The sequence below is a fragment of the Georgenia phoenicis genome, from assembly GCF_047302425.1.
In the GTDB taxonomy this organism is placed as follows: domain Bacteria; phylum Actinomycetota; class Actinomycetes; order Actinomycetales; family Actinomycetaceae; genus Oceanitalea.
This window is the reverse complement of the sequence record NZ_CP154855.1, coordinates 754,878-776,335: the sequence shown is the minus strand read 5'-3', so window position 1 is coordinate 776,335 and position 21,458 is coordinate 754,878. Positions and strand designations below refer to the sequence as shown.

General features: G+C 73.2%; 21 protein-coding genes and 4 tRNA genes. 5 read left to right on the top strand and 20 right to left on the bottom strand.

All coding sequences use genetic code 11. The features are described 5' to 3' along the window. Positions 1–43 precede the first annotated feature (43 nt). From rplK to AA0005_RS03880, 4 genes are all read right to left on the bottom strand, one after another. On the bottom strand, positions 44–475 hold the full coding sequence (rplK, locus tag AA0005_RS03895; RefSeq protein WP_152187590.1) for a 50S ribosomal protein L11: 432 nt from the start codon (positions 473–475) through the stop codon (positions 44–46). A 92-nt stretch (positions 476–567) separates the two neighbouring features. Beyond that, positions 568–1,359 carry a transcription termination/antitermination protein NusG gene (gene nusG / locus AA0005_RS03890; RefSeq protein WP_413452109.1) on the bottom strand — a complete coding sequence of 264 codons (792 nt, stop codon included), beginning with the start codon at positions 1,357–1,359 and terminating at the stop codon, positions 568–570. A gap of 48 nt (positions 1,360–1,407) precedes the next feature. Then, positions 1,408–1,677 (bottom strand): preprotein translocase subunit SecE, encoded by a 270-nt coding sequence (secE, locus tag AA0005_RS03885; protein ID WP_413452108.1) that lies wholly within the window; start codon positions 1,675–1,677, stop codon positions 1,408–1,410. A 60-nt stretch (positions 1,678–1,737) separates the two neighbouring features. Then, positions 1,738–1,810 (bottom strand) — tRNA-Trp (locus AA0005_RS03880). Between the two features lie 193 nt (positions 1,811–2,003). Here AA0005_RS03880 and AA0005_RS03875 point away from each other — a divergent pair. The 3 genes from AA0005_RS03875 to AA0005_RS03865 all read left to right on the top strand — a co-directional run bounded on the left by AA0005_RS03875 (position 2,004) and on the right by AA0005_RS03865 (position 5,489). After that, complete coding sequence (locus tag AA0005_RS03875) at positions 2,004–3,230, top strand: pyridoxal phosphate-dependent aminotransferase (RefSeq protein ID WP_413452107.1); 1,227 nt, start codon at positions 2,004–2,006, stop codon at positions 3,228–3,230. Between the two features lie 81 nt (positions 3,231–3,311). Then, positions 3,312–4,814: a sensor histidine kinase gene (locus tag AA0005_RS03870; protein ID WP_413452106.1), complete on the top strand. Its 1,503-nt coding sequence runs from the start codon at positions 3,312–3,314 to the stop codon at positions 4,812–4,814. Next, the gene (locus AA0005_RS03865) at positions 4,815–5,489 is read left to right on the top strand and encodes a response regulator transcription factor (protein WP_413452105.1); all 675 of its coding nucleotides are present in this window, start codon (positions 4,815–4,817) and stop codon (positions 5,487–5,489) included. A gap of 15 nt (positions 5,490–5,504) precedes the next feature. Here AA0005_RS03865 and AA0005_RS03860 read toward each other — a convergent pair whose 3' ends face one another. Both AA0005_RS03860 and AA0005_RS03855 read right to left on the bottom strand, forming a co-directional pair. Then, the gene (locus tag AA0005_RS03860) at positions 5,505–5,927 is read right to left on the bottom strand and encodes a hypothetical protein (RefSeq protein WP_413452104.1); all 423 of its coding nucleotides are present in this window, start codon (positions 5,925–5,927) and stop codon (positions 5,505–5,507) included. Between the two features lie 102 nt (positions 5,928–6,029). Further along, on the bottom strand, positions 6,030–7,241 hold the full coding sequence (locus AA0005_RS03855) for an aminoglycoside phosphotransferase family protein (RefSeq protein WP_413452103.1): 1,212 nt from the start codon (positions 7,239–7,241) through the stop codon (positions 6,030–6,032). A 73-nt stretch (positions 7,242–7,314) separates the two neighbouring features. Between AA0005_RS03855 and AA0005_RS03850 the strand changes: the two genes are divergently transcribed. Next, entirely contained in the window at positions 7,315–8,331 is a 1,017-nt protein-coding gene (locus AA0005_RS03850) for an adenosine deaminase (RefSeq protein ID WP_413452102.1), read from the top strand. Here AA0005_RS03850 and AA0005_RS03845 read toward each other — a convergent pair. The 8 genes from AA0005_RS03845 to AA0005_RS03810 form a co-directional block, all read right to left on the bottom strand. Beyond that, entirely contained in the window at positions 8,328–9,458 is a 1,131-nt protein-coding gene (locus AA0005_RS03845) for a UDP-N-acetylmuramate dehydrogenase (protein ID WP_413452101.1), read from the bottom strand. The two genes, AA0005_RS03850 and AA0005_RS03845, sit on opposite strands and share 4 nt — an antisense overlap. Before the next feature lie 9 nt (positions 9,459–9,467). Continuing rightward, positions 9,468–10,685, bottom strand: a complete 1,218-nt coding sequence (locus tag AA0005_RS03840; RefSeq protein WP_413452100.1) for an MFS transporter — start codon at positions 10,683–10,685, stop codon at positions 9,468–9,470. Then, the gene (locus AA0005_RS03835; protein WP_413452099.1) at positions 10,682–11,098 is read right to left on the bottom strand and encodes a MaoC/PaaZ C-terminal domain-containing protein; all 417 of its coding nucleotides are present in this window, start codon (positions 11,096–11,098) and stop codon (positions 10,682–10,684) included. Before AA0005_RS03835 ends, AA0005_RS03840 begins: the two co-directional genes overlap by 4 nt. Further along, positions 11,098–11,571, bottom strand: a complete 474-nt coding sequence (locus tag AA0005_RS03830) for a MaoC family dehydratase N-terminal domain-containing protein (RefSeq protein ID WP_413452098.1) — start codon at positions 11,569–11,571, stop codon at positions 11,098–11,100. The genes AA0005_RS03835 and AA0005_RS03830 overlap by 1 nt, the downstream gene beginning before the upstream one ends. Before the next feature lie 4 nt (positions 11,572–11,575). After that, a complete protein-coding gene (rpmG, locus tag AA0005_RS03825) occupies positions 11,576–11,764 on the bottom strand; it encodes a 50S ribosomal protein L33 (RefSeq protein ID WP_110852505.1) in 189 nt (62 codons plus the stop codon). A gap of 34 nt (positions 11,765–11,798) precedes the next feature. After that, positions 11,799–11,872, bottom strand: a tRNA-Met gene (locus tag AA0005_RS03820). Between the two features lie 61 nt (positions 11,873–11,933). Beyond that, positions 11,934–12,006: transfer RNA gene (locus AA0005_RS03815), tRNA-Thr, on the bottom strand. A 134-nt stretch (positions 12,007–12,140) separates the two neighbouring features. Beyond that, positions 12,141–12,222 (bottom strand) — tRNA-Tyr (locus tag AA0005_RS03810). Between the two features lie 99 nt (positions 12,223–12,321). On the opposite strand from AA0005_RS03810, the gene AA0005_RS03805 reads away from it, so the two are divergent. Continuing rightward, positions 12,322–12,825 carry a YajQ family cyclic di-GMP-binding protein gene (locus AA0005_RS03805; RefSeq protein ID WP_413452097.1) on the top strand — a complete coding sequence of 168 codons (504 nt, stop codon included), beginning with the start codon at positions 12,322–12,324 and terminating at the stop codon, positions 12,823–12,825. Between the two features lie 141 nt (positions 12,826–12,966). Here AA0005_RS03805 and htpX read toward each other — a convergent pair whose 3' ends face one another. The 6 genes from htpX to nuoL all read right to left on the bottom strand — a co-directional run bounded on the left by htpX (position 12,967) and on the right by nuoL (position 21,450). Next, entirely contained in the window at positions 12,967–13,836 is an 870-nt protein-coding gene (htpX, locus tag AA0005_RS03800) for a zinc metalloprotease HtpX (RefSeq protein WP_413452096.1), read from the bottom strand. After that, on the bottom strand, positions 13,837–15,204 hold the full coding sequence (locus tag AA0005_RS03795; protein WP_413452095.1) for an FAD-dependent oxidoreductase: 1,368 nt from the start codon (positions 15,202–15,204) through the stop codon (positions 13,837–13,839). A 121-nt stretch (positions 15,205–15,325) separates the two neighbouring features. Continuing rightward, positions 15,326–16,330, bottom strand: a complete 1,005-nt coding sequence (locus AA0005_RS03790; RefSeq protein ID WP_413452094.1) for a polyprenyl synthetase family protein — start codon at positions 16,328–16,330, stop codon at positions 15,326–15,328. After that, positions 16,327–17,889, bottom strand: coding sequence for an NADH-quinone oxidoreductase subunit NuoN (gene nuoN / locus AA0005_RS03785; protein ID WP_413452093.1), 1,563 nt, complete (start codon positions 17,887–17,889; stop codon positions 16,327–16,329). Before nuoN ends, AA0005_RS03790 begins: the two co-directional genes overlap by 4 nt. Then, the gene (locus tag AA0005_RS03780; RefSeq protein ID WP_413452092.1) at positions 17,886–19,475 is read right to left on the bottom strand and encodes an NADH-quinone oxidoreductase subunit M; all 1,590 of its coding nucleotides are present in this window, start codon (positions 19,473–19,475) and stop codon (positions 17,886–17,888) included. The genes nuoN and AA0005_RS03780 overlap by 4 nt, the downstream gene beginning before the upstream one ends. Positions 19,476–19,491: 16 nt before the next feature. Further along, positions 19,492–21,450, bottom strand: coding sequence for an NADH-quinone oxidoreductase subunit L (gene nuoL, locus AA0005_RS03775; protein WP_413453057.1), 1,959 nt, complete (start codon positions 21,448–21,450; stop codon positions 19,492–19,494). Between the last annotated feature and the right edge of the window lie 8 nt (positions 21,451–21,458).

Genomic DNA, 21,458 nt, shown 5'->3' with positions numbered 1-21,458 from the left:
CCGAGGCGCCTGGAACGACGGACGCGGGGAGCGCCCGGGTGCCTCAGTCCGAGACGGTGATGCCCATGGAACGGGCGGTGCCCGCGATGATCTTCGCGGCGGCGTCGACGTCGTTGGCGTTGAGGTCGACCATCTTGCCCTCGGCGATCTCGCGCACCTGGGCCATCGTCAGGGAGCCGACCTTCGCGGTGTGCGGGGTGCCGGAGCCCTTGGCGACGCCGGCGGCCTTCTTGATGAGCTCGGCGGCCGGAGGGGTCTTGGTGATGAAGGTGAAGGAACGGTCCTCGTAAACCGTGATCTCCACCGGGATGACGTTGCCGCGCTGCGACTCGGTCGCGGCGTTGTACGCCTTGCAGAACTCCATGATGTTCACGCCGTGCTGGCCCAGCGCGGGGCCGATGGGCGGCGCGGGGGTCGCGGCGCCGGCCTGGATCTGGAGCTTGATCAGGCCTGCGACCTTCTTCTTGGGAGGCATGGTGCGTCCTTATGTTCCTGGGCGTCGGTGACCGCCGACGCCGCCTTGCGGGGTCCGGCGCAGCAGGAAGCGTGCGCCGGGGAGCCGTCCGCTCAGATCTTGGCGACCTGCGAGAACGACAGCTCGACCGGGGTCTCCCGGCCGAAGATCGACACGAGCACCTTGAGCTTCTGCTGCTCCGGGCTGATCTCGGAGATCGTGGCCGGGAGGGTCTCGAAGGGCCCGTCGGTGACGGTGACGGACTCGCCCACGGAGAACTCGACCTCGATGGGGGTGCTCGGGGCACTCCCGCCGGTCGCGGCCTTGGCCGTCTCCTTGGGGGCGAGGGTCGGGGCGAGCATCGAGAAGACCTCGTCCTCGGTCAGCGGCACCGGCTGGTGGGTGTGGCCGACGAAGCCGGTGACACCGGGCGTGTGGCGCACCGCGCCCCACGACTCGTCGGTCAGGTCCATGCGCACGAGCACGTAGCCCGGGATGCGCACCCGGGTGACGAGCTTGCGCTGGGAGTTCTTGATCTCGACGACGTCCTCCATCGGGACCTCGACCTGGAAGATGTACTCCTCCATGTTGAGGCTCTGGATGCGGTTCTCGAGGTTCGCCTTGACGCGCTTCTCGTAGCCCGCGTAGGAGTGCACGACGTACCAGTGGCCCGGCTGCAGCCGCAGCTCGCGGCGGAACTCCTCCTCGGGGGACAGCTCCTCGGCGTCCTCCGCGGCCGGGACGTCCTCGACCTCGGCGGACTCCTCGGCGGGAGTCGTGTCCTCACCTGCGGCCGCGCCCTCCTCGACGGCGGCGGGGCTCTCGGCCTCGGCTCCGGGAAGGTCGCTGGGGATGTCGTCAGGAGCCTCGGCCGGGGCCGTGTGCTCCACGGTCTCCTCAGTCACGGGGTCACCAACTTTCTGCGTCGTAGTTCGATGCTGTGGACGGGGGCGTCAGCCGCCGAACACCCACAGCGCCAGCCGCCCGAAGCCCAGGTCGACAAGGCCCACGTAGGCCATGATCGCCAGCACGAAGACGATGACGACGACGAAGAACGTGAACAGCTCGTTGCGGGTGGGTCGGACGACCTTCTTCAGCTCGGCGATCACCTGGCGGACGAACAGTGCGATCCGGGCGAAGAGACCGCGCTTCCTGGTCGCCCCGCCCCCGGCGCGGCCGGCACGCTCGGGCTTGCCCGAGGTCGTGCTCGCGGACTCACTCACAGGCGGTCTTCCTCACTGGTCTGGGTGTCTTGGCCGAGGCGTCGCGCGACGCCGCTGCTGCAGGGCAGGAGGGACTCGAACCCACAACCGCCGGTTTTGGAGACCGGTGCGCTACCAATTGCGCCACTGCCCTTCGACGACCTCTCCCACCGGACGGGCCGCAGGAGAGCACGGTCCAACCAGGCGGTCGAGAGCCACCAGGCATCGAGTGTACGCGCCCGGGGCCGTGAGGTCGAACCCGACTCGCGTGACCCGTGTCGCCCGGGCGCTGTCCGTGGGACGGGCGACCCGCGAGCGCCGCGGGGCTGCCGTGCCACCATAGCCGGGTGAGCGAGCACACGAGCACCCCGAGCACCCCGTCCCCCACGCGCGTCTCCGCCCGGCTGGCGGCGATCGCGGAGTCCGCCACCCTGGCGGTCGACGCGAAGGCCAAGGCGCTCAAGGCCGCCGGACGCCCGGTCATCGGCTTCGGCGCCGGCGAGCCCGACTTCCCCACGCCGCAGTACATCGTCGACGCCGCCGTCGCCGCCGCCCAGGACCCGGTCAACCACCGCTACTCCCCCGCCAAGGGGCTGCCGGTCCTGCGCGAGGCGATCGCCGCCAAGACCCTGCGCGACTCCGGCTACGAGATCTCCCCCGACCACGTCCTCGTGACCAACGGCGGCAAGCAGGCGGTCTACCAGGCCTTCGCCGCGATCATCGACCCGGGCGACGAGGTCCTCCTCCCCGCCCCGTACTGGACCACCTACCCGGAGGCGATCGCGCTGGCCGGGGGGCGGGCCGTCGAGGTCGTCGCCGGCTCCGACCAGGACTACCTCGTCACCGTGGAGCAGCTCGAGGCGGCCCGCACGCCGCGCACCAAGGCCCTGCTCTTCTGCTCCCCGTCCAACCCCACGGGTGCCGTCTACTCCGCCGAGCAGACGGCGGCGATCGGCCGCTGGGCCCACGAGCACGGCGTGTGGGTCATCACCGACGAGATCTACGAGCACCTCGTCTACGACGACGCCGAGTTCACCCCGATCCTGCGGGCGGTCCCCGAGCTCGCCGACACGACGATCGTCCTCAACGGGGTGGCCAAGACCTACGCGATGACCGGCTGGCGCGTGGGCTGGATGGTCGGGCCCGCGGACGTCATCAAGGCGGCGACCAACCTCCAGTCCCACCTCACCTCGAACGTCGCCAACGTCTCCCAGCGGGCCGCGCTCGCCGCGGTGTCCGGGGACCTCAGCGCCGTCGAGACGATGCGGGCCGCCTTCGACGAGCGGCGCCGCACGATGGTGAGCATGCTGCGCGAGATCGACGGCGTGGAGGTCCCCAGCCCGCGCGGCGCGTTCTACGCCTACCCGAACGTCGAGGGCGTCCTCGGCCGCACGATCCGCGGCCGCACGCCGCGGACCTCCGCCGAGCTCGCCACGCTCATCCTCGAGGAGGCCGAGGTCGCGGTCGTCCCGGGTGAGGCCTTCGGGCCCAGCGGCTACCTGCGCCTGAGCTACGCGCTCGGCACCGACGACATGGTCGAGGGCATCCGCCGCATCCAGGAGCTCCTCGGCTGAGTCACGCGGACGAGAGAGGCCCGGGCGGGAGCCCGGGCCTTTTCTCATCCCTGTCTCATGACGGGCCCCGATACTGGGCCGGTGAGCACCCGCCGTCGTCCCCTCACGGTCCGCGCCCGCATTCTCGCGACCGTCCTGGCGCTGTGCGCGCTCGCGCTCGTCGCCGCCGGCGGCACCGCGTGGGCGCTGCAGCGCGTGCGTGTGGACCAGGACATCGACGACGCCCTCGACCGGACGGTGGCCGAGCTGCGGACCCTGGCCGAGACGGGGGTCGACCCCGACACCGGTGAGCCCTTCCGCGACTCCGACCGCCTGCTCTACACGATGATGAGCCGGGAGGTGCCGGCGGCCAACGAGGGCATGATCGCCTTCATCCGCGACAACGTCCGCTACCAGACCCAGGACATCGGCGTGCCCCTCGCGCTGGACCCCGAGCTCGTCCACGCCGTCGCCGACACCTGGCAGGCCGACTCCGTCGTCGTCGACACGCTGCGCACCTCCCTGCGCGAGTACCGCTACGCCGCCGTGCCCGTCCAGGTCGGCGACTCGACCCCGGGCGCGATGGTCCTCGCCTTCGACCGGGACGCGGAGCAGGCGGAGATCGGGTCGATCTTCCGCACCTACGGGATCGTCGCCGTCGGGTCGCTGCTCGTCCTCGCCGTCGTCGCCTGGGTGCTCTCCGGCCGCCTGCTGCGGCCGCTGCGCTCGCTGCGCGAGACGGCCGAGCTCATCAGCGTCACCGACCTGTCCCGCCGCATCCCGGTGGCCGGCCGCGACGACCTCGCCGACCTCGCCCGCACCTTCAACGACATGCTCGGCCGGCTCGAGACGGCCTTCCGCTCCCAGCGGCGGCTCCTCGACGACGCCGGGCACGAGCTGCGCACACCCATCACCATCGTGCGGGGCCACCTCGAGCTCATGGACCCGACCGACGAGCAGGACGCGACCGAGACGCGCGCGCTCGCGCTGCGCGAGCTCGACCGCATGCACCGCCTGGCCGACGACCTCGTCCTCCTCGCCCGGTCCGAGGCGCCGGACTTCGTGCGGACCGAGCCCACGGACGTCGGCACCCTCCTCGACAACGTCCTCGACCAGGCCCGCCAGCTGGGCGACCGGCGCTGGCGGGTGTCGACACGGGTGGAGGCGATCGCCGAGGTCGACCCCGAGCGGGTGACGCAGGCCCTCCTCCAGCTCGCCGCCAACGCCGTGAAGTTCTCCGAGGACGGCAGCACCGTCCGTCTCGGCTCGCGGCTCGAGGACGGCTCCGTCGCCCTGTGGGTGGAGGACGAGGGCGTCGGCATCCCGCCCGATCAGCAGGAGCGGATCTTCGAGCGCTTCGCCCAGGTGAGCGGCACCGGTCGGCGACCGGCCGCCGGCTCGGGGCTCGGGCTGTCGATCGTCGCCGCGATCGCCCACGCCCACGGCGGCCGGGTCACCGTGACCTCCGCCCCGGGCGAGGGCTCCCGCTTCACGCTGCTCCTGCCGGCGCCGGGCGTCGAGCCCGCCCCGGTGCCCGACGACGAGATCGTCGTCGACCCCGACGAGGTCGCCGCCGAGGGTGCCGACCAGGACGGAGCGAGGTAGATGTCCCACATCCTCATCGCCGAGGACGAGCCCGGCATCTCGTCCTTCATCACCAAGGGGCTGCGGGCGGCCGGGTACGCCTCGACGGCGGTGACGACCGGGCAGGAGGCCCTCGCCCACGCGCTCGGCGGAGACGTCCAGCTGCTCGTCCTCGACATCGGCCTGCCCGACATGGACGGCTTCACCGTGCTGCGGCGGCTGCGGGCGGCGGGCTCCACCCTGCCGGTCGTCATCCTCACGGCGCGTACCTCGGTGGACGACACCGTGGCGGGTCTCGAGGGCGGTGCGGACGACTACATGCCCAAGCCCTTCCGCTTCGAGGAGCTCCTCGCCCGGATCCGCCTGCGGCTGCGCGCGCCCGAGCAGGGCGCCCAGGCGACGAGCGTGCTGTCCTTCGGTGACCTGTCGCTGGACCTGCGCACCCGGCACGCCACGGTCGCCGGCCGGGAGGTGGAGCTGTCCGCGCGGGAGTTCTCGCTCGCCGAGACCTTCCTCGCCCACCCGGGCCAGGTGCTCAGCCGGGAGCAGCTCCTCGACCGCGTGTGGGGCTACGACTTCGACCCCGGCTCCAACGTCGTGGACGTCTACGTCCGCTACCTGCGCAAGAAGCTCGGGGCCGAGCGCATCGTCACCGTCCGGGGCATGGGCTACCGGCTGGTCGACACGACGCGCTGAGGGGAACGGCCCTCGTCAGTCGTCGGCGGACGGGGCGCTCTGCGGCGACGGCGCCGTGACCGGGCTGGGCGCGGTGACCGGGGTGGGGGCGCTCACCTGCACGGGGGCCTCCCGGGCGGCCGGCGGGGCCGGGGGCTGCTGCGGCTGGGCGGCGGGCGGCTGGGCGGCCGGCGGCTGCTCCGGCGGGGCGGACGGCGCCTCGCTCGGCGGGGTGGCCGGCGCCGAGGGCGCCGAGACGGCGGTCGTCGCGCTTCCGGCCCCCGGCGAGGCGGGGTCGGCCGCGCGGGTGTCGGCGGGCGCCGGGGTGGCCTCGCCCACGCGGACCGCGGGCAGCGTCCGCGTCTCAGGGGCCTCCGTGACCGCCCCTGCCGCCAGGCCCGCCGCCCCGATGCCGAGGACCCCGAGGACCCCCGTGGTGACCCATCGCCGTGCACTCATCGTCCGTCCCTCCTCCGGTGCGTCCACCGCACCTGGGCCCCAGCCCAGCCTCCGTGGATGAGACGGCGAGGAGCCCCGGATGAGAGGGCTCTCATCTGCGGCTCAGACGCCGGCGAGCCAGCGCTCGGCCTCCGCGAGCCGGCCCTCGGCGTCGGTGCGCCAGTCCTCCGCCCCGCCGCGGCGCGCACCGGCGACGAGCGAGAGCACGACCCCCGCCGCCCGCGCCCGCAGCGCGCCGGGGTCGACGAGCCGCTCGCACCGCTCGGTCCACGTCCGGAGGACGGCGGGCACGCCGGGGTAGGTGCGCGGAGCGAGGTGGGGCAGCACGCTGACGTGGGCGAGGAGGCAGGCGAGGTCGTCCACGCGGTGCCCGGGGCCCAGGGAGTCGACGTCCAGCACCGTGCTCACCCGGCCGTCGGTCATGAGGAGGTTCGCCTCGTAGAGGTCCCCGTGGGTGGGGACGACGGGGCCCGGGTCGGTGCTCGCCAGCGCGCCGGCGACGCCGTCGGCGAGCGCCGCGATCCGGGGGCCGTGCTCGGGCAGGACGACGCTCGCGGCGTGGGCGTAGTGCCGGGCCCGCTCGGACCAGGCGGGCCGGCGCGGCAGCTCGAGGGCTGCGGCGGGCAGGCGGTCGAGGACCGCGACGACGTCGTCGAGCACGGCGCGCGCCCACGCCGGCGCCATCCCCCGGGCGAGCTCGGCCGCCAGGGACGTGCCGCGGCCGGCGCGGAGCACGAGCAGGCCGTCGTCGTCGGCGTGGAGCACCTCGGGGGCCGGCACCCCGGCCGCGGTGAGCATCCGGTGCCGGGTGGCGAGCTGGTGCAGCGCCCGCGGGCGGACGACCTTGCCGTAGACCTCCCCGTCCGTCAGGCCGGCGCCACGGGCCCGCACGACGGCGCGGCGCAGCGGGCGGTACGCGAGCAGCTCGACGTTCGGGGGCTGCGCGGTACCGAGACGCTCGGCGAGCCCGGCCGGGGAGCACGCCGCGGCGAGCGCCGGCAGCTCCGGGTCGGCCGGGTGGCGCCACACGTGGACGACGCTGCCGCCGCTCTCCAGGCGCACGAGGCCGTTCCCGGCGGGAGCGGTGACCCGGCCGGTGGTGGCGCACAGGTAGTCGTCGGGGCTGTCGGCGCCGGTGCGCACGGTGTAGCCGACGGTGACCCCCGCGCCCGGGCGGTGGTGGACGGTGTGCACCCGCCACGGCCCCAGCGTCGCCCCCTCGGCCGCGAGCGCGGCGGCGAGCACCTCCCCCGCCCCCGGCCCGGTGAGCAGGGCGACGTCGTCCCGCTCGGTCTGCGACACCGCCTCGTCCATGGGACCAGTCCACCACGTCCGGCCGTGGTCCACCGGAGGCCGAGGCCGTCGGGTCCGTGCGAGACTCGGCCTCGTGCGGGACCTGACGACGCTGCCCAAGACCCACCTGCATCTGCACTTCACCGGCTCGATGCGCCCCAGCACCCTGGCCGAGCTGGCCACGGAGGCGGGGATCCGGCTGCCGCCCGCCCTGCTCGACGGGCAGGCGCTGCGCGTGCCCGCCGGCGAGCGCGGCTGGTTCCGTTTCCAGCGCCTCTACGACGCCGCGCGCGCCGTCGTGCGCACCGAGGCGGCGATGCGCCGGATCGTGCGCGAGGCCGCCGAGGACGACGCCGCGGAGGGCTCCCGGCGCCTCGAGATCCAGGTCGACCCGACGTCCTACGCCCCCTTCGTCGGCGGGCTCACCCCGGCGCTGGAGATCGTCCTGGACGAGGCGCGCGCGGCGAGCCGGACGACGGGGGTGGAGGTCGGCGTCGTCGTCGCCGCCTCCCGCACCCGCCACCCGCTGGACGCACGCACCCTGGCGCGCCTGGCGGTGCGCCACGCGGGTGACGGGCCCGGTGAGGTCATCGGCTTCGGGCTGAGCAACGACGAGCGGCGCGGGGACACGAGCGAGTTCGCCCCGGCCTTCACGATCGCGCGCCAGGCGGGGCTGGCGAGCCTGCCCCACGGCGGGGAGCTCCTCGGCCCCGACCACGTGCGCGCCGTCCTCACCCACCTCGGGCCCACGCGCCTGGGGCACGGGGTGCGGCTCGCCGACGACCTCGCGCTGCTGGAGAAGGTCACCGAGGCGGGGATCGCGCTGGAGCTCGCACCCGCGAGCAACGTCGCCCTCGGGGTGTACCCGACGGCGGCGGACGTGCCGCTGCGCACGCTCCACGAGGCCGGCGCCCGGCTCGCGCTCAGCGCCGACGACCCGCTCCTGTTCGTCTCCCGGCTCGCTGACCAGTACCGCATCGCCCGCGAGGACCACGGCATGGACGACGCCGCGCTCGCCGAGCTGGCCCGCGGCTCGGTCCGTGCGAGCCTGGCCGCGGAGTCGAGCAAGCGGCGCTGGCTGGCCGAGATCGACGCCTGGCTCGCGTCCTAGAGGCTCAGGCCCAGCAGTACCGGCTCGGGGACGAGCTCGACGCCGAAGCGCTGCCGGACGGCGTCGCGCACGTCCCGGGCGAGGGCGAGCAGGTCCGCCGCGCTCGCCGCACCGCGGTTGGTGAGCGCGAGGACGTGCTTGCCGGAGACGGCGGCCCGCTCCGGGTCGCCGTGGCCCCGCTCGATGCCCGAGCGGGAGATCAGCCACGCGGCGGAGGTCTTGACCAGCCCGGGCACGGAGGGCGGGGTGGAGCCGAAGGCCGGCCGGGAGCGGTCCTCGACCGGGAAGCGCGGGGCGTCGGGCGGGAGCAGGGCGTCGGCCTGCTCGACCGTGAGGACGGGGTTGGTGAAGAAGGAGCCGGCGGACCACGTGTCGGGGTCGGCGTCGTCCACGACCATGCCCTTGCCGCGGCGCAGCTCGAGCACGGCGCGGCGGACGTCCGCGGCCGGTGCGCGGCCGCCGATCTCGACGTCGAGCACGCGGGCCAGCTCGGCGTAGCGCACGGGGGCGGAGGAGGCGCCGAGGGCGAGCTGGAAGCCGACCTCGAGGACGACGTAGCGGCCCGTGGGGCCCCACGTGCGCCCACCACCGGCGCGGGTGTCGGTGAGCGAGCGCTTGAGCACGCTCGTGCGGTAGCCCAGGCCCAGCTCGCTCACGACGAGGCTGCGGGTGCGCTGCTCGAGGCGGTCGTAGACCCGCACGGTCTCGAGCGTCTCGGCGACCTCCTGGCCGTAGGCGCCGACGTTCTGGACGGGGGTGGCCCCCGTGGAGCCGGGGATCCCCGACAGCGCCTCCACGCCGCGCCAGCCCTCGGCGACTGCGGTGGCGACGACGTCGTCCCACGGGTGGCCGGCCGGCACGGTGATGGAGACGCCGGCGCACGCGTACTGCGACTCGGTCCGGATGCCGCGGCGCACGTCGCGCACGACGACGCCGGTGAAGCCGTCGTCGGAGGCGAGGAGGTTGGACCCGCCGCCAAGGACGAGGAGCGGGGTGCCGGAGGCGTCGGCCTCGCGGACGGCGTCGACGAGCTCGGCCTCCGTCGTTGTCTCGACGAAGCGGCCCACGGGCCCGCCGACGCGAAGGGTGGTCAGCTCGCCCAGGGTGGGCGGCGCGGAGGTGGTCACCGGACCAATCTAGACGCGGCCGGGCGCCGGGGCGTCCACCGGCCGCTGCGGCAGCAGCGGCCGCGCGGCGCCGCTGACGACGAAGGCGACGGCGAGCGGCACGGCGATCGCGAGCGTCGCCTGGCGGTAGCCGACGTGCTCGGCGAGCAGCCCGAGCAGCGGCGGGCCGCAGAGGAAGGCGGTGTAGCCGATCGAGGCGACGACCGAGACGCGGGTGGCGGCGTGCAGCGGCTCGTCGCCCGCGGCGCTCATCCCCGCGGGGAAGCCGAGGGCCGCGCCCAGGCCCCACAGCGCCCCACCCACGAGGGAGAGCCACAGCACGGGGGCCAGGGCGAAGAGGAGGAGGCCGGCGAGGGCGAGGAGCGTGGTGCCGCGCAGCACGGCCACCCGGCCGAAGCGGGCGTGCAGCTGCTCCCCCGCCAGGCGCATGAGCGTCATCGCGGTGACGAAGACGCCGAAGCCGAGCGCGCCGACGGCGTCGGAGGTGCCGAAGCCGTCGACGACGCCGAGAGCCAGCCAGTCGTTGGCGGCGCCCTCCGTCAGTGCGAAGGCGAGCACCATGACGCCGACGAGGAGCGTGCGCGGCTCGCGCCAGCCGGCGAGGACGGCCGCGAGGCGGCGGCGTCGTCCGCTCGCCACGGGGGCGGGGGTGAAGGGGAGGAAGCCGCGGGTGGCGAACAGCCCACCGACGGCGACCGCGACGGCGACCGCCGCGAGGTGCGCGACGACCGGCACCCCGAGGAGCGCGGCGCCGGCGCCCAGGGCGGCGCCCGCCACGGTGCCGAGGGAGAAGCCGGCGTGGAAGCGCGGCATGATCTCGCGCTCGACCTCGTGCTCGACGAGCCCGCCCTCGAGGTTCATCGCGACGTCCCAGGCGGCGATCCCGACCTGCGCGACGAGCAGGCCGAGGGCCAGGAGCGGGACGGTGCCGCTGAGGAGCCCGCCGGCGACGACGGCGAAACCGGCCACCGCGACGACCACCCCGCCGCGCACGGTCACGGCCGCACCGGCGCGCTGCGCGACGCCACCGGCCACCGGGAGGGCAAGGATCGAGCCGACGGAGCCGATGAGGAGGAGCACGCCCATCTGGCCGGGGCTCAGCCCCAGCGCGTCACGGACGGCGGGCAGCCGGGAGACCCAGCTGGCGAAGAGGAAGCCGTTGAGGGCGAAGACCCCGAGGACCGCGTGCGTCGCCCGCCGGCCCGCCGGCCGGGCGGTCGCGCTCATCGCGCGCGGACCACGGCCTGGGCCTTGGCCAGCACGGTGACCCCGGCGGCGCGGGCGGTGAGGTCGACGCGGACCGTCCCGGCCTCGGCGTCCAGGGCCCCGACCTTCCCGGTGACCTCGAGCTCGACCTCACCCGGGTCGGGCACGACGATCGGGCGCGTGAAGCGCACCCCGTAGTCGACGACGGCGCCCGGGTCTCCGGCCCAGTCGGCGACGGCGGCCGCGGCCAGCCCCATCGTCGCCATCCCGTGGGCGATGACGCCGTCGAGGCCAACGTCGCGAGCGACGCGCTCGTTGTAGTGGATGGGGTTGAAGTCCCCGGAGGCGCCGGCGTAGCGCACGAGCAGCGCGCGGTCGACGGCGAAGGTACGGGTGAACAGCTCCGCGCCGACGGTGAGCGACGACAGGTCCATCAGCGGCCCTCCCCGCGCACGGCGAGCGTGGAGCGCACGGTGGCGACGGGCGCTCCGGCGTCGTCGGCGATCTCGGCCCGGGTGCTCACCATCGCGATGCCCGCCCGCTCGGTGACGGCGTCGACGTGGACGGTCGTGCGCAGTAGGTCGCCGGCGACGATCGGGCGGTGGTGGGTGAAGCGCTCCTCGGCGTGGACGACGCGGGAGAAGTCGATCCCCGACTCGGGGTCCGCGATGTAGGCCTGCTCGGCGCGCTGCGCGACGACGACGGCGAAGGTCGGCGGGGCGACGACGTCGTCGTAGCCGAGCTCGCGGGCGGCGGCGGGGTCCGTGTGCGCCGGGTGGGTGGCGCCCGTGGCGGCGGCCATCTCGGCGATCTTCACGGCGGACACGCGGTAGGTCTCCGTTGGGGCATACGAACGCCCCACGAGCGTCAGGTTGACGCTGGTGGGGCGGTCGGAACGCTCGTCCACGCGGTCAGCGAGTCTCGCGGTGGATCGTGTGGCGGTTGTCGCGCGGGCAGTACTTCTTCACCTCAAGGCGGTCGGGGTTGTTCCGACGGTTCTTGTTGGTGATGTAGTTCCGCTCCTTGCACTCCTCGCAGGCGAGGGTGATCTTCGGACGGACGTCGCTGGACTTGCTGGCCACGGTATTCCTCGCGTTCATCGGGGCTCCGGGGCCCCGGAGCCGTGTCGTTCAGTAGCGGGGGCGGGACTCGAACCCGCGACACCACGATTATGAGCCGTGTGCTCTAACCACCTGAGCTACCCCGCCATGATCGTCGACCATGGCCGGCACGCCATGTTACGTGACGCACGACGTGGACGTCGATCGGAGCCCCGAAAGGGAATCGAACCCTTGACCTTCTCCTTACCATGGAGACGCTCTGCCGACTGAGCTATCGGGGCGGCGCTGACGAGCGTACATGCTTCGGGCGCCGGGAACGAAATCGGCTGGCAGTGGCCCTCCTCACGTCCCCGCCCACCGGCCGCGGCCGGTGACGAGCGACGGCCCGGATCCGCTGGATCCGGGCCGTCTCACGTGGCGGGTGCAGGATTCGAACCTGCGAAGCATTCCGCGGCTGATTTACAGTCAGCTCCCTTTGGCCGCTCGGGCAACCCGCCTTGGTCCGTGCAGGACCGAGTGGAAGAATACCAAGCCGGAGCGGGTGCTCCTAACCGAGTACCCACGTGATCCACCTCGCACCCAAGGAGACCGAACCGATGGCAGCCGACTCGTCCTTCGACGTCGTGAGCAAGATCGACCGCCAGGAGGTGGACAACGCCGTCAACCAGGCCGCGAAGGAGATCGCCCAGCGCTACGACTTCAAGGGTGTGGGCGCCTCGGTCGAGTGGAGCGGCGAGGACGCCATCCTCATGAAGGCCAACTCCGAGGAGCGGGTGCTCGCGGTGCTCGACGTGCTGCAGAGCAAGCTCATCCGCCGCGGGGTCTCGCTCAAGGCGCTGGACACCGGCGAGAACGAGCCGCAGGCCTCGGGCAAGGAGTACCGGCTCGTGGGCACCCTCAAGGAGGGCCTGAGCTCGGAGAACGCGAAGAAGATCACCAAGCTCATCCGCGACGAGGGCCCCAAGGGCGTCAAGACGCAGATCACCGGCGACGAGGTGCGCGTGACCTCCAAGAGCCGCGACGACCTCCAGGACGTCATCGCGCTGCTCAAGGGCGCCGACGACATCGACGCCGCGCTGCAGTTCGTCAACTACCGCTGAGGGCGGCGCGGGCGGGCCACCCCGCCCCGGGCCACTCCCTTCCGCACTGTGCGCCCGTTGAGGTGACTGTGCGCCCGGTAGACAGGGCGCACAGTGGCTGTGAAGGCGCACAGTGGCGCAGGACGGGCTGCGGGCGGCCGGTCAGTAGCCGGCCATGCGCTCCAGGCGGGCGATGCGCTCAGCCATCGGCGGGTGGGTGGCGAAGAGCTTGGTGACGCCGCCGCCCCGGAAGGGGTTGGCGATCATCATGTGCGAGACGTCCTCGAGCCGGGGCTCGGGCCGCAGCGGCGCGGCCGCCGTCCCGCGCTCGAGCTTGGCAAGGGCCGAGGCCAGGGCCATCGGGTCCCCCGTGAGCCGGGCGCCGTCCTCGTCGGCGTCGAACTCGCGGGTGCGGGAGATCGCCAGCTGGATGAGCGAGGCGGCGATCGGGGCGAGCAGCGCCGTCGCGATCATCGCCAGCGGGTTGCCGCCGCGGTCGCGGCCCCCGCCGAAGAAGAGGAGGAACTGCGCCGCGGAGGTGATGAGACCGGCGATCGCGGCGGCCACCGACGAGGTGAGGATGTCGCGGTTGTACACGTGCATGAGCTCGTGCCCCAGGACCCCGCGCAGCTCTCGCTCGTCGAGGATCTGGAGGATGCCCGCCGTGCAGCACACCGCGGCGTTGCGCGGGTTGCGGCCGGTGGCGAAGGCGTTGGGCTGGGCCGTGGGCGAGACGTACAGGCGCGGCATGGGCTGGCGCGCCGCCGTCGAGAGCTCGCGGACGATCCGGTACATGGCCGGGGCCTCGGCCTCGGAGACGGGCCGGGCGCCCATGGCGCGGATCGCCAGCTTGTCGGAGTTCCAGTAGCTGTAGAACGTCGTGCCGACGCCGATGAGGGCGAAGAGCCAGATGAAGGCACCGGAGCCGGTGCCGCTGGAGATGAGGGCGCCGATCCCGAGGAGGACGGCCCACATGACGCCGAAGAGCGCCGCGGTCTTGACTCCGTTGAGGTGCCGTCGACCGCCGTCCATCTAGCTCTCCTCCCCCCGCGACACGCGGGTCATCTCGTCCCTGGGCACGACCTTGACGCGCTCGCGCCCCTCGGCCTCACCGAGAGAACGCTCGTAGGCGTCGAGGAGTTCCCAGCCGGCCCAGCTCGTCGTCGGCACGCCGCGCTCCTCGAGGGCCGCGATGAGCGCGTCCGGCTCGGCGGGGGCGCTGCCGGGAGCGATGCGCCCGGCCTCGACGTCGGCGACGAGGTGGCCGATCGTCTGCTGGGCGTCGGACTTCGTCGAGCCGATGAGGCCCACCGGCCCGCGCTTGATCCAGCCCGTCGCGTACAGGCCGGTGACGATCTCGCCGTCGGCGTCCAGGACGCGGCCCTCGTCGTTGGGGACGACGCCCGCGACGTCGTCGAAGGCGACACCGTCGATCGGGGAGCTGAAGTAGCCGACGGCCCGGTAGACGGCCTGGACGGGGGTGTCGACGAAGACGCCGGTCCCGCGCACGGTGCCGTCCCCGACGAGCTCGGTGCGCTCGGTGCGGATGCCCTCGACGCGGTCGGTGCCGAGGATCTCCACCGGGCGGTGGAGGAAGTGGAGGTGGATGCGGCGGGAGGCGGTGAGCTCCTCCGGGTCGCGCAGCGTCCAGTCCGTCAGCGTCTTGACGACCTGCTTGGTCTGGTTGGTCGAGCGGATCGCCGCCTCGGAGCCCTCGTCGAACTCGAAGTCCTCCTCGTAGACGATGACGTCGACGTCGGGGACCTTGCCGAGCTCGCGCAGCTCGAGGGGGGTGAACTTCACCTGGGCGGGGCCGCGGCGGCCGAAGACGTGGACGTCGGTCACCGGGCTCTGGCGCAGGCCCTCGACGACGTTCGCGGGCACCTCGGTAGGCATGAGGTCCTCGACGTGCTTGGCGAGGATGCGGGCGACGTCGAGGGCGACGTTGCCGACCCCGAGGACGGCGACGCTCTGCGCCTCCAGCGGCCAGGTGCGCGGCACGTCCGGGTGGCCGTCGTACCAGGAGACGAAGTCGGCGGCGCCGTAGCTGCCGGGCAGGTCGATGCCCGGGATGGGCAGCGGGGCGTCCTTGTCGGCGCCGGTGGAGATGATGACGGCGTCGTAGTGGCGCCGCAGCTCCTCCATCGTCACGTCGGTGCCGACGTCGACGTTCCCGATGAGGCGGATGTCGCCGCGCGCGAGGATCTTCTGCAGCGCGACGATGATCTGCTTGATGCGCGGGTGGTCGGGGGCGACGCCGTAGCGGACCAGGCCGAAGGGGGCGGGGAGGCGCTCGTAGAGGTCGATGGAGACCTCGAGTCCGGCCTTGGACAGGATGTCGGCGGCGTAGATGCCGGCCGGGCCGGCGCCGATGAGGGCAACGCGCAGTGGCTTGGTCACAGAGCCTCGTCTGGTCGGTGGTGCGGGCAGGGAAATCCGCCGTCCAGTCTATGCGGTGCCGCAGGCCCGCCCCTCCGCTGTGCCGGGCGTCACTCCGCCGGCCCACGGAGGGGCGGTTCGATCAGGCGAGGCGGTCGACCATGAGGCCGGCGAAGGCCTCGAGAGCCTCCTTGACCGGGCCCTCCGGGAGCGGGGCGAGCTCGGCGACGGCGTCGCGCGCCCACTGGCGGGCGAGCTCGCGGGCCTCCTCGAGCACGTCGTGGCCGCGCAGCTGCTCGACGGCCTCGCGCAGCGCGGAGTCCGAGCCGAGGTCGCTGGCGAGCCGCTCGAGCACGGCGGCGCCTTCGGCGTCGATCCGGCCCTCGGCGGTGCGGCGCTGCAGCAGCAGCACCGGCATCGTGGCCACGCCCTCGCGCAGGTCGGTGCCGGGCGTCTTGCCGGTGGTCTCGGAGTCCGAGGCGAGGTCGATGACGTCGTCGGCGAGCTGGAAGGCCACGCCCACCTTCTCACCGTACTGCTCGAGCACCGCCGCGAGCTCCTGCCCGGCACCGCTGAAGACGGCGCCGTAGCGGGCGGAGGCGGCGATGAGCGAGCCGGTCTTGTCCGCGAGGACCTGGATGTAGTGGGCGATCGGGTCCTCGCCCTCGCGCGGCCCGAGCGTCTCGTGCAGCTGGCCCAGGCACAGCCGCTCGAAGGTCTCGGCGTGCACCCGCACGGCGTCGGCCCCGAGGGACGCGACGAGCTGCGAGGCCCGGGCGAAGAGGAGGTCGCCGGTGAGGATCGCGACGGAGTTGTCCCACACGGCGTGCGCGCTCGGGGCCCCGCGCCGCAGCGACGCGGAGTCCATGACGTCGTCGTGGTAGAGCGTGGCGAGGTGGGTGAGCTCGACGGCGACGGCCGCGCGGACCACTTCCTCGCGCCCAGCGGTGCCGAGCTCGGCGGTAAGGAGGGTGAGCGCCGGGCGCAGGCGCTTGCCGCCCGCCGCCGCCAGGTGCTGCATGGGGGCGTCGACGAGCTCGTCGGCGCCGGTGACGGCCTGGCGCAGGCGGTCCTCCACCTCCCCCATCCGGGCGAGGAGGCGGTCGCTGAGCTCGTCGTCGCCGAGCTGGAACATGGAGGCACTCACGGCAGGAACGTCGCCGCCTGCTCGGCGAGGTCGAGGACCGGTCCGGGCACGACCCCGAGGAGGACCGTGCCGAGCGCGCAGACCGCGACGGCGACCGAGGTGAGGCCCTCGGAGCGGACGACGGCGGTGCGGTCGCCGTCGGGCTCGGTGAAGAACATGAGCACGACGAGGCGGACGTAGAAGAACGCGGCCGCGGCGCTGGCGAGCACGGCGAGGACGACGAGCACGGTGGCCCCGCCCTCGACGCCGGCGGCGAAGACCGTGAACTTGCCGATGAAACCACCGGTCAGCGGGATGCCGGCGAAGGACAGGAGGAACAGCGTCATCGCCAGGGCCAGACCCGGGCTGCGACGGCCCAGCCCCGCCCACTGGGACAGGTGCAGGGCCTCGCCGGTGACGGTGCCGTCCGCGTCGCGCTCCCGCACGAGCGTGACGACGGCGAAGGCGCCGACCGTCGCCAAGCCGTAGGCGAGGAGGTAGAAGAGCACCGAGCTGATGCCCTCCTGGACGAGGGCGATGACGCCGACGAGCACGAAGCCCGCGTGGGCGATCGAGGAGTAGGCGAGCATCCGCTTGACGTCCGTCTGGACGAGCGCGATGACGGTGCCCACGCCCATCGTGAGGATGGCGATCCCCCACAGGAGCGGCTCGAGGTCCCAGCGCAGGCCGGGGACGACGACGTAGGCGAAGCGCAGGAGCGCGCCGAAGGCCGCGATCTTCGTGGCGGCGGCCATGAAGCCGGTGATCGGCGTCGGGGCGCCCTGGTAGACGTCGGGGGTCCACATGTGGAAGGGCACCGCGCCGACCTTGAACAGCAGGCCGACGATGAGCAGGACGGAGCCGGCGAGGAGCAGGCCGTCCATGCCCGCCATGCTCGGCACGGCGACGGCGAGCTCGGAGAGCCGCAGGCTGCCGGAGAAGCCGTAGAGCAGGGCCGCGCCCATGAGGAAGAAGGCCGAGGAGAAGGCGCCGAGCACGAAGTACTTGAGCGCGGCCTCCTGGGAGAGCAGGCGGCGCCGGCGGGCCATGGCGGTGAGGAGGTAGAGCGGCAGCGAGAGCACCTCGAGCGCGACGAACATCATGAGCAGGTCGCCTGCGGCGGGGAAGAGGAGCATGCCGCCGGTCGCGAAGAGGACGAGCGGGAAGACCTCGGTCTGGCTCAGGCCGGCGCGCTGCGCCTCCGCCTCCTCCGGGCTGCCCGGCCGGGTGCCGACCTGGGCGGCGAAGGCGTCCTCGCCCCACTCGGAGCGGTCGGCGATGACGAGCAGGCCGATGAGCGCGACGAGCGCGATGATGCCCTGGGCGAGGAGCGCGGGGCCGTCCTCGATGAGGCTGCCGCCGGCGACCTCCCGCGGACCGTCGACGCTGACGACGGTCCAGCGCCACACGACGGCGACCAGCGCGCCGGCGAGGGCCAGCGCCGAGAGCGCGACCTGCGTGCCACGGCGCGCGCGGCGGGGCACGAAGGCCGAGGCGAGGATGCCGAGGAGGCCCGCGCCGAGCACGAGGAGGACGGGCGTCAGGGCCGCCCAGTCGATGTGCGGTGGGACGAAGTTCACTGCTCGCTCCCCTCGGCGCCCGCGGCTGCGGCGTCGTTCGATCCGTCAGGTCCTGCCACAGCTGCCGTGTCCAGGGCTGTGGGCTGCTCGATCGCGGCCTCCTCGGCCACCGGTCGCACGACGTCCATGACCGGCCCGGGCAGGATGCCCAGGGCGAGCATGGCGGCGACCAGCGGGGCCACGACCCACTTCTCGCGGGCGCCGAGGTCCGGCAGCGCCGCGAGGGTCTCGTTGCGCGGCCCCGTGAACATCCGCTGGTAGGGCAGCAGGACGTACAGCGCGGCGATGATCACCGCGACCACCGCGAACGCTGCCGCGACGATGTTCACCCGGAAGGTGCCGAGCAGGACGAGGTACTCGGGCACGAAGCCCGACAGTCCGGGCAGCGCGATGGTCGCCAGGCCGGCGACCAGCCAGCTGCCGGCGAGGACCGGCGTCACCCGCTGCATGCCGCCGTAGCCCGCGATCTCCTGCGTGCCACCGCGCTGGGTGAGGAAGCCGGAGACGAGGAACAGCGCGGCGGTCGACACGCCGTGGGCGACCATGTAGAGCATCGCGCCGGTGAGCGCGACCTCCTCGCGGACGAAGATGCCCAGGACGATGAAGCCGAAGTGCGACACCGAGGTGAAGGCGATGAGCCGCATGACGTCACGCTGCCCGAGGGCGACGAGGGCGCCGTAGAGGATCGAGACGACGGCGAGCACGATGATGACCGGCGCCGCCCAGCGGGAGGCCGCCGGGAAGAGCGGCAGGCACAGGGCGAGCATCCCGAAGGTGCCGACCTTGTCGAGCACGCCGACGAGGAGGGCGGAGGTGCCGGGCGAGGCCTGCTGCGCGGCGTCGGGCAGCCAGGTGTGGACCGGCCACATCGGCGCCTTGACCGCGAAGGCGATGAAGAAGGAGATGAAGATCCACCGCTCGGCCCACACGCCCAGCTCACTGCCGGCGAGGGTGTCGACGAGGAAGGCCTCCTCCCCGCCGGGGCCCATGACGCCGAGGGCGATGACGCCGACGAGCATGACGAGCCCGCTCGCCAGGGAGTAGACGAGGAACTTGATCGCGGCGTAGCGGCGCTTGGGGCCGCCGTAGTTCCCCATGAGGAAGTACACCGGGATGAGCATCGCCTCGAAGACGACGTAGAAGAGGAAGACGTCGCGGGCGGAGAAGACCGCCACCATCGTCGCCTCGAGGAGGAGGACGAGGGCGACGAAGCCGGCCTGGCGGCGGGCGACGACCGCGCCCTCGGGCACGATCTCCTGCTCCCGCCAGGCGGCGAGCAGCGCGAGCGGGACGAGGAGCACCGACAGGCCCACCATCGTCAGGCCCAGGCCGTCGACCCCGACGGCGTAGGAGACGCCGAGCTGCGGGATCCAGGACAGCTGCTCGGTGAACTGGTGCTCCGCGGCGGCGCCGAGGTCGAAGCCGGTGGCCATGACGACGAAGCCGGCGAGCACGACGAGCGAGACGATGAGGCCGACGGTCCGCGCCACCCGGTGGAGGGCGGGCACCAGCCAGATCACCGCGGCCGCGACGAGCGGCACGAGGATGAGCAGGCTGAGCCAGGGAAGGTCACTGATGTTCTGCATGGTCGCTTTCTCCAGCTCAGCCGCGTGAGGCCAGGACGACGGCAAGGGCGGCTACGACACCGACGAGCATGATCGCGGCGTAGGAGCGGATGTACCCGGTCTGCAGGCGGCGCAGCCACCCGCCGGTCCCGGCGGTGCCGCGGGCCAGGCCCATGACCGCTCCGTCGACGACGGCGGAGTCGCCGTAGACGAGGGCGCGGGTGAGGTACTGCCCCGGGCGCATGAACACTCCTTCGTTGACGGCGTCCTGGTAGAGGTCGCGGCGGGCGGCGCGGGTGAGCACCGATCCGCGCGGCGCCTCGACGGGGACGGTGGACGCGGCGTACTGGCGCCAGGCGAGGAACACGCCGATCGCCATGAGGACGACGGTCGAGCCCATGATCACGGGGATCGGCAGCACGGGCTCGTGGTGCTCGGCGTGGCCGGTGACCGGCTCGAGCCAGGTGACGAAGCCGTCACCGGCGGCGAGCAGGGCACCGAGGGCGACCGACCCGACCGCGAGGATGACCATCGGTACCGTCATGAGCAGCGGGGACTCGTGCGGGTGCTGCTCCTTGCCCTCCCGGGTGGGCGCCCAGCGCTCCTTGCCATGGAAGGTCATGAAGAACAGGCGCGACATGTAGAAGGCGGTGAGCCCGGCGGCGAGCAGCGTCACCGTGCCGAAGACCCACGGGCGCCAGCCCTCGCCGACGAAGGCGGCCTCGATGATGAGGTCCTTGCTCCAGAAGCCGGACAGGCCCGGGAAGCCGATGATCGCGAGCCACCCGGCGGCGAAGGTGAGCCAGGTGATCCGCATGTGCTTGGACAGGCCACCGAAGCGGCGCATGTCGACCTGGTCGTCCATGCCGTGCATGACCGAGCCGGCCCCGAGGAACATCCCGGCCTTGAAGAAGCCGTGGGTGACGAGGTGGAAGATCGCGAAGGCGTAGCCGACCGGGCCCAGGCCCGCGGCGAGCATCATGTAGCCGATCTGCGACATCGTCGAGGCGGCGAGCACCTTCTTGATGTCGTCCTTGGCCGATCCGACGATCGCCCCGAAGACCAGGGTGATCGCACCGACGATGACGACGACGAGCTGCGCGGTGGGCGCCCCGTCGAAGATCGGCGCCGAGCGGACGATGAGGTAGACGCCGGCGGTGACCATCGTCGCGGCGTGGATGAGGGCGGACACCGGCGTGGGGCCGGCCATCGCGTCACCGAGCCAGGCCTGCAGCGGGAACTGCGCCGACTTGCCGCAGGCCGCGAGGAGGAGGAACAGGCCGGTGATCGTGAGGATCGTCGTGCTCGCGCCCTGCGCACCCGCGAAGACGCCCTCGAAGTCGACGGCGCCGAAGGCGGCGAACATCGTCATCATCGCGAGGAGCAGACCGACGTCACCGACGCGGTTCATGACGAAGGCCTTCTTCGCGGCGACGGCGTACTCCGTGCGGAAGTTCCAGAAGCCGATGAGGAGGTAGGAGGCCAGGCCCACGCCCTCCCAGCCGACGAAGAGCAGCACGTAGGAGTCGGCGAGGACGAGGAGGAGCATCGCCGCGACGAAGAGGTTGAGGTAGGCGAAGAAGCGCCGGCGGTCGACGTCGTGCTCCATGTAGGCCACCGAGTACACGTGGATGAGCGTGCCCACGAAGGTGACGAGCATGACGAAGGACATCGACAGCGGGTCGATGCGCAGCCCGGCGTCGACCGTGAGCTCACCGGCGGGCAGCCAGGTGAACAGGTGCAGGCCCATGACGCGCTGCTCGGGGTCGAGCCCGAGCATCTGGACGACGACGAGGAGCCCGACGACGAAGGAGCCGGCCGAGGCGAGCACCCCCAGCCAGTGGCCCCAGCCGTTGGAGCGGCGGCCGGCGAGCAGCAGCAGGGCGGCGCCGACGAGCGGCAGCGCGACCATGAGCCAGGCGTAGGAGGCCGCCCCGCCTGCCGTGGCGGCGTCCACCACGTCAGTGGGCACGGTCAGTGCCGGAGTTCCCAGCATTAGCACGT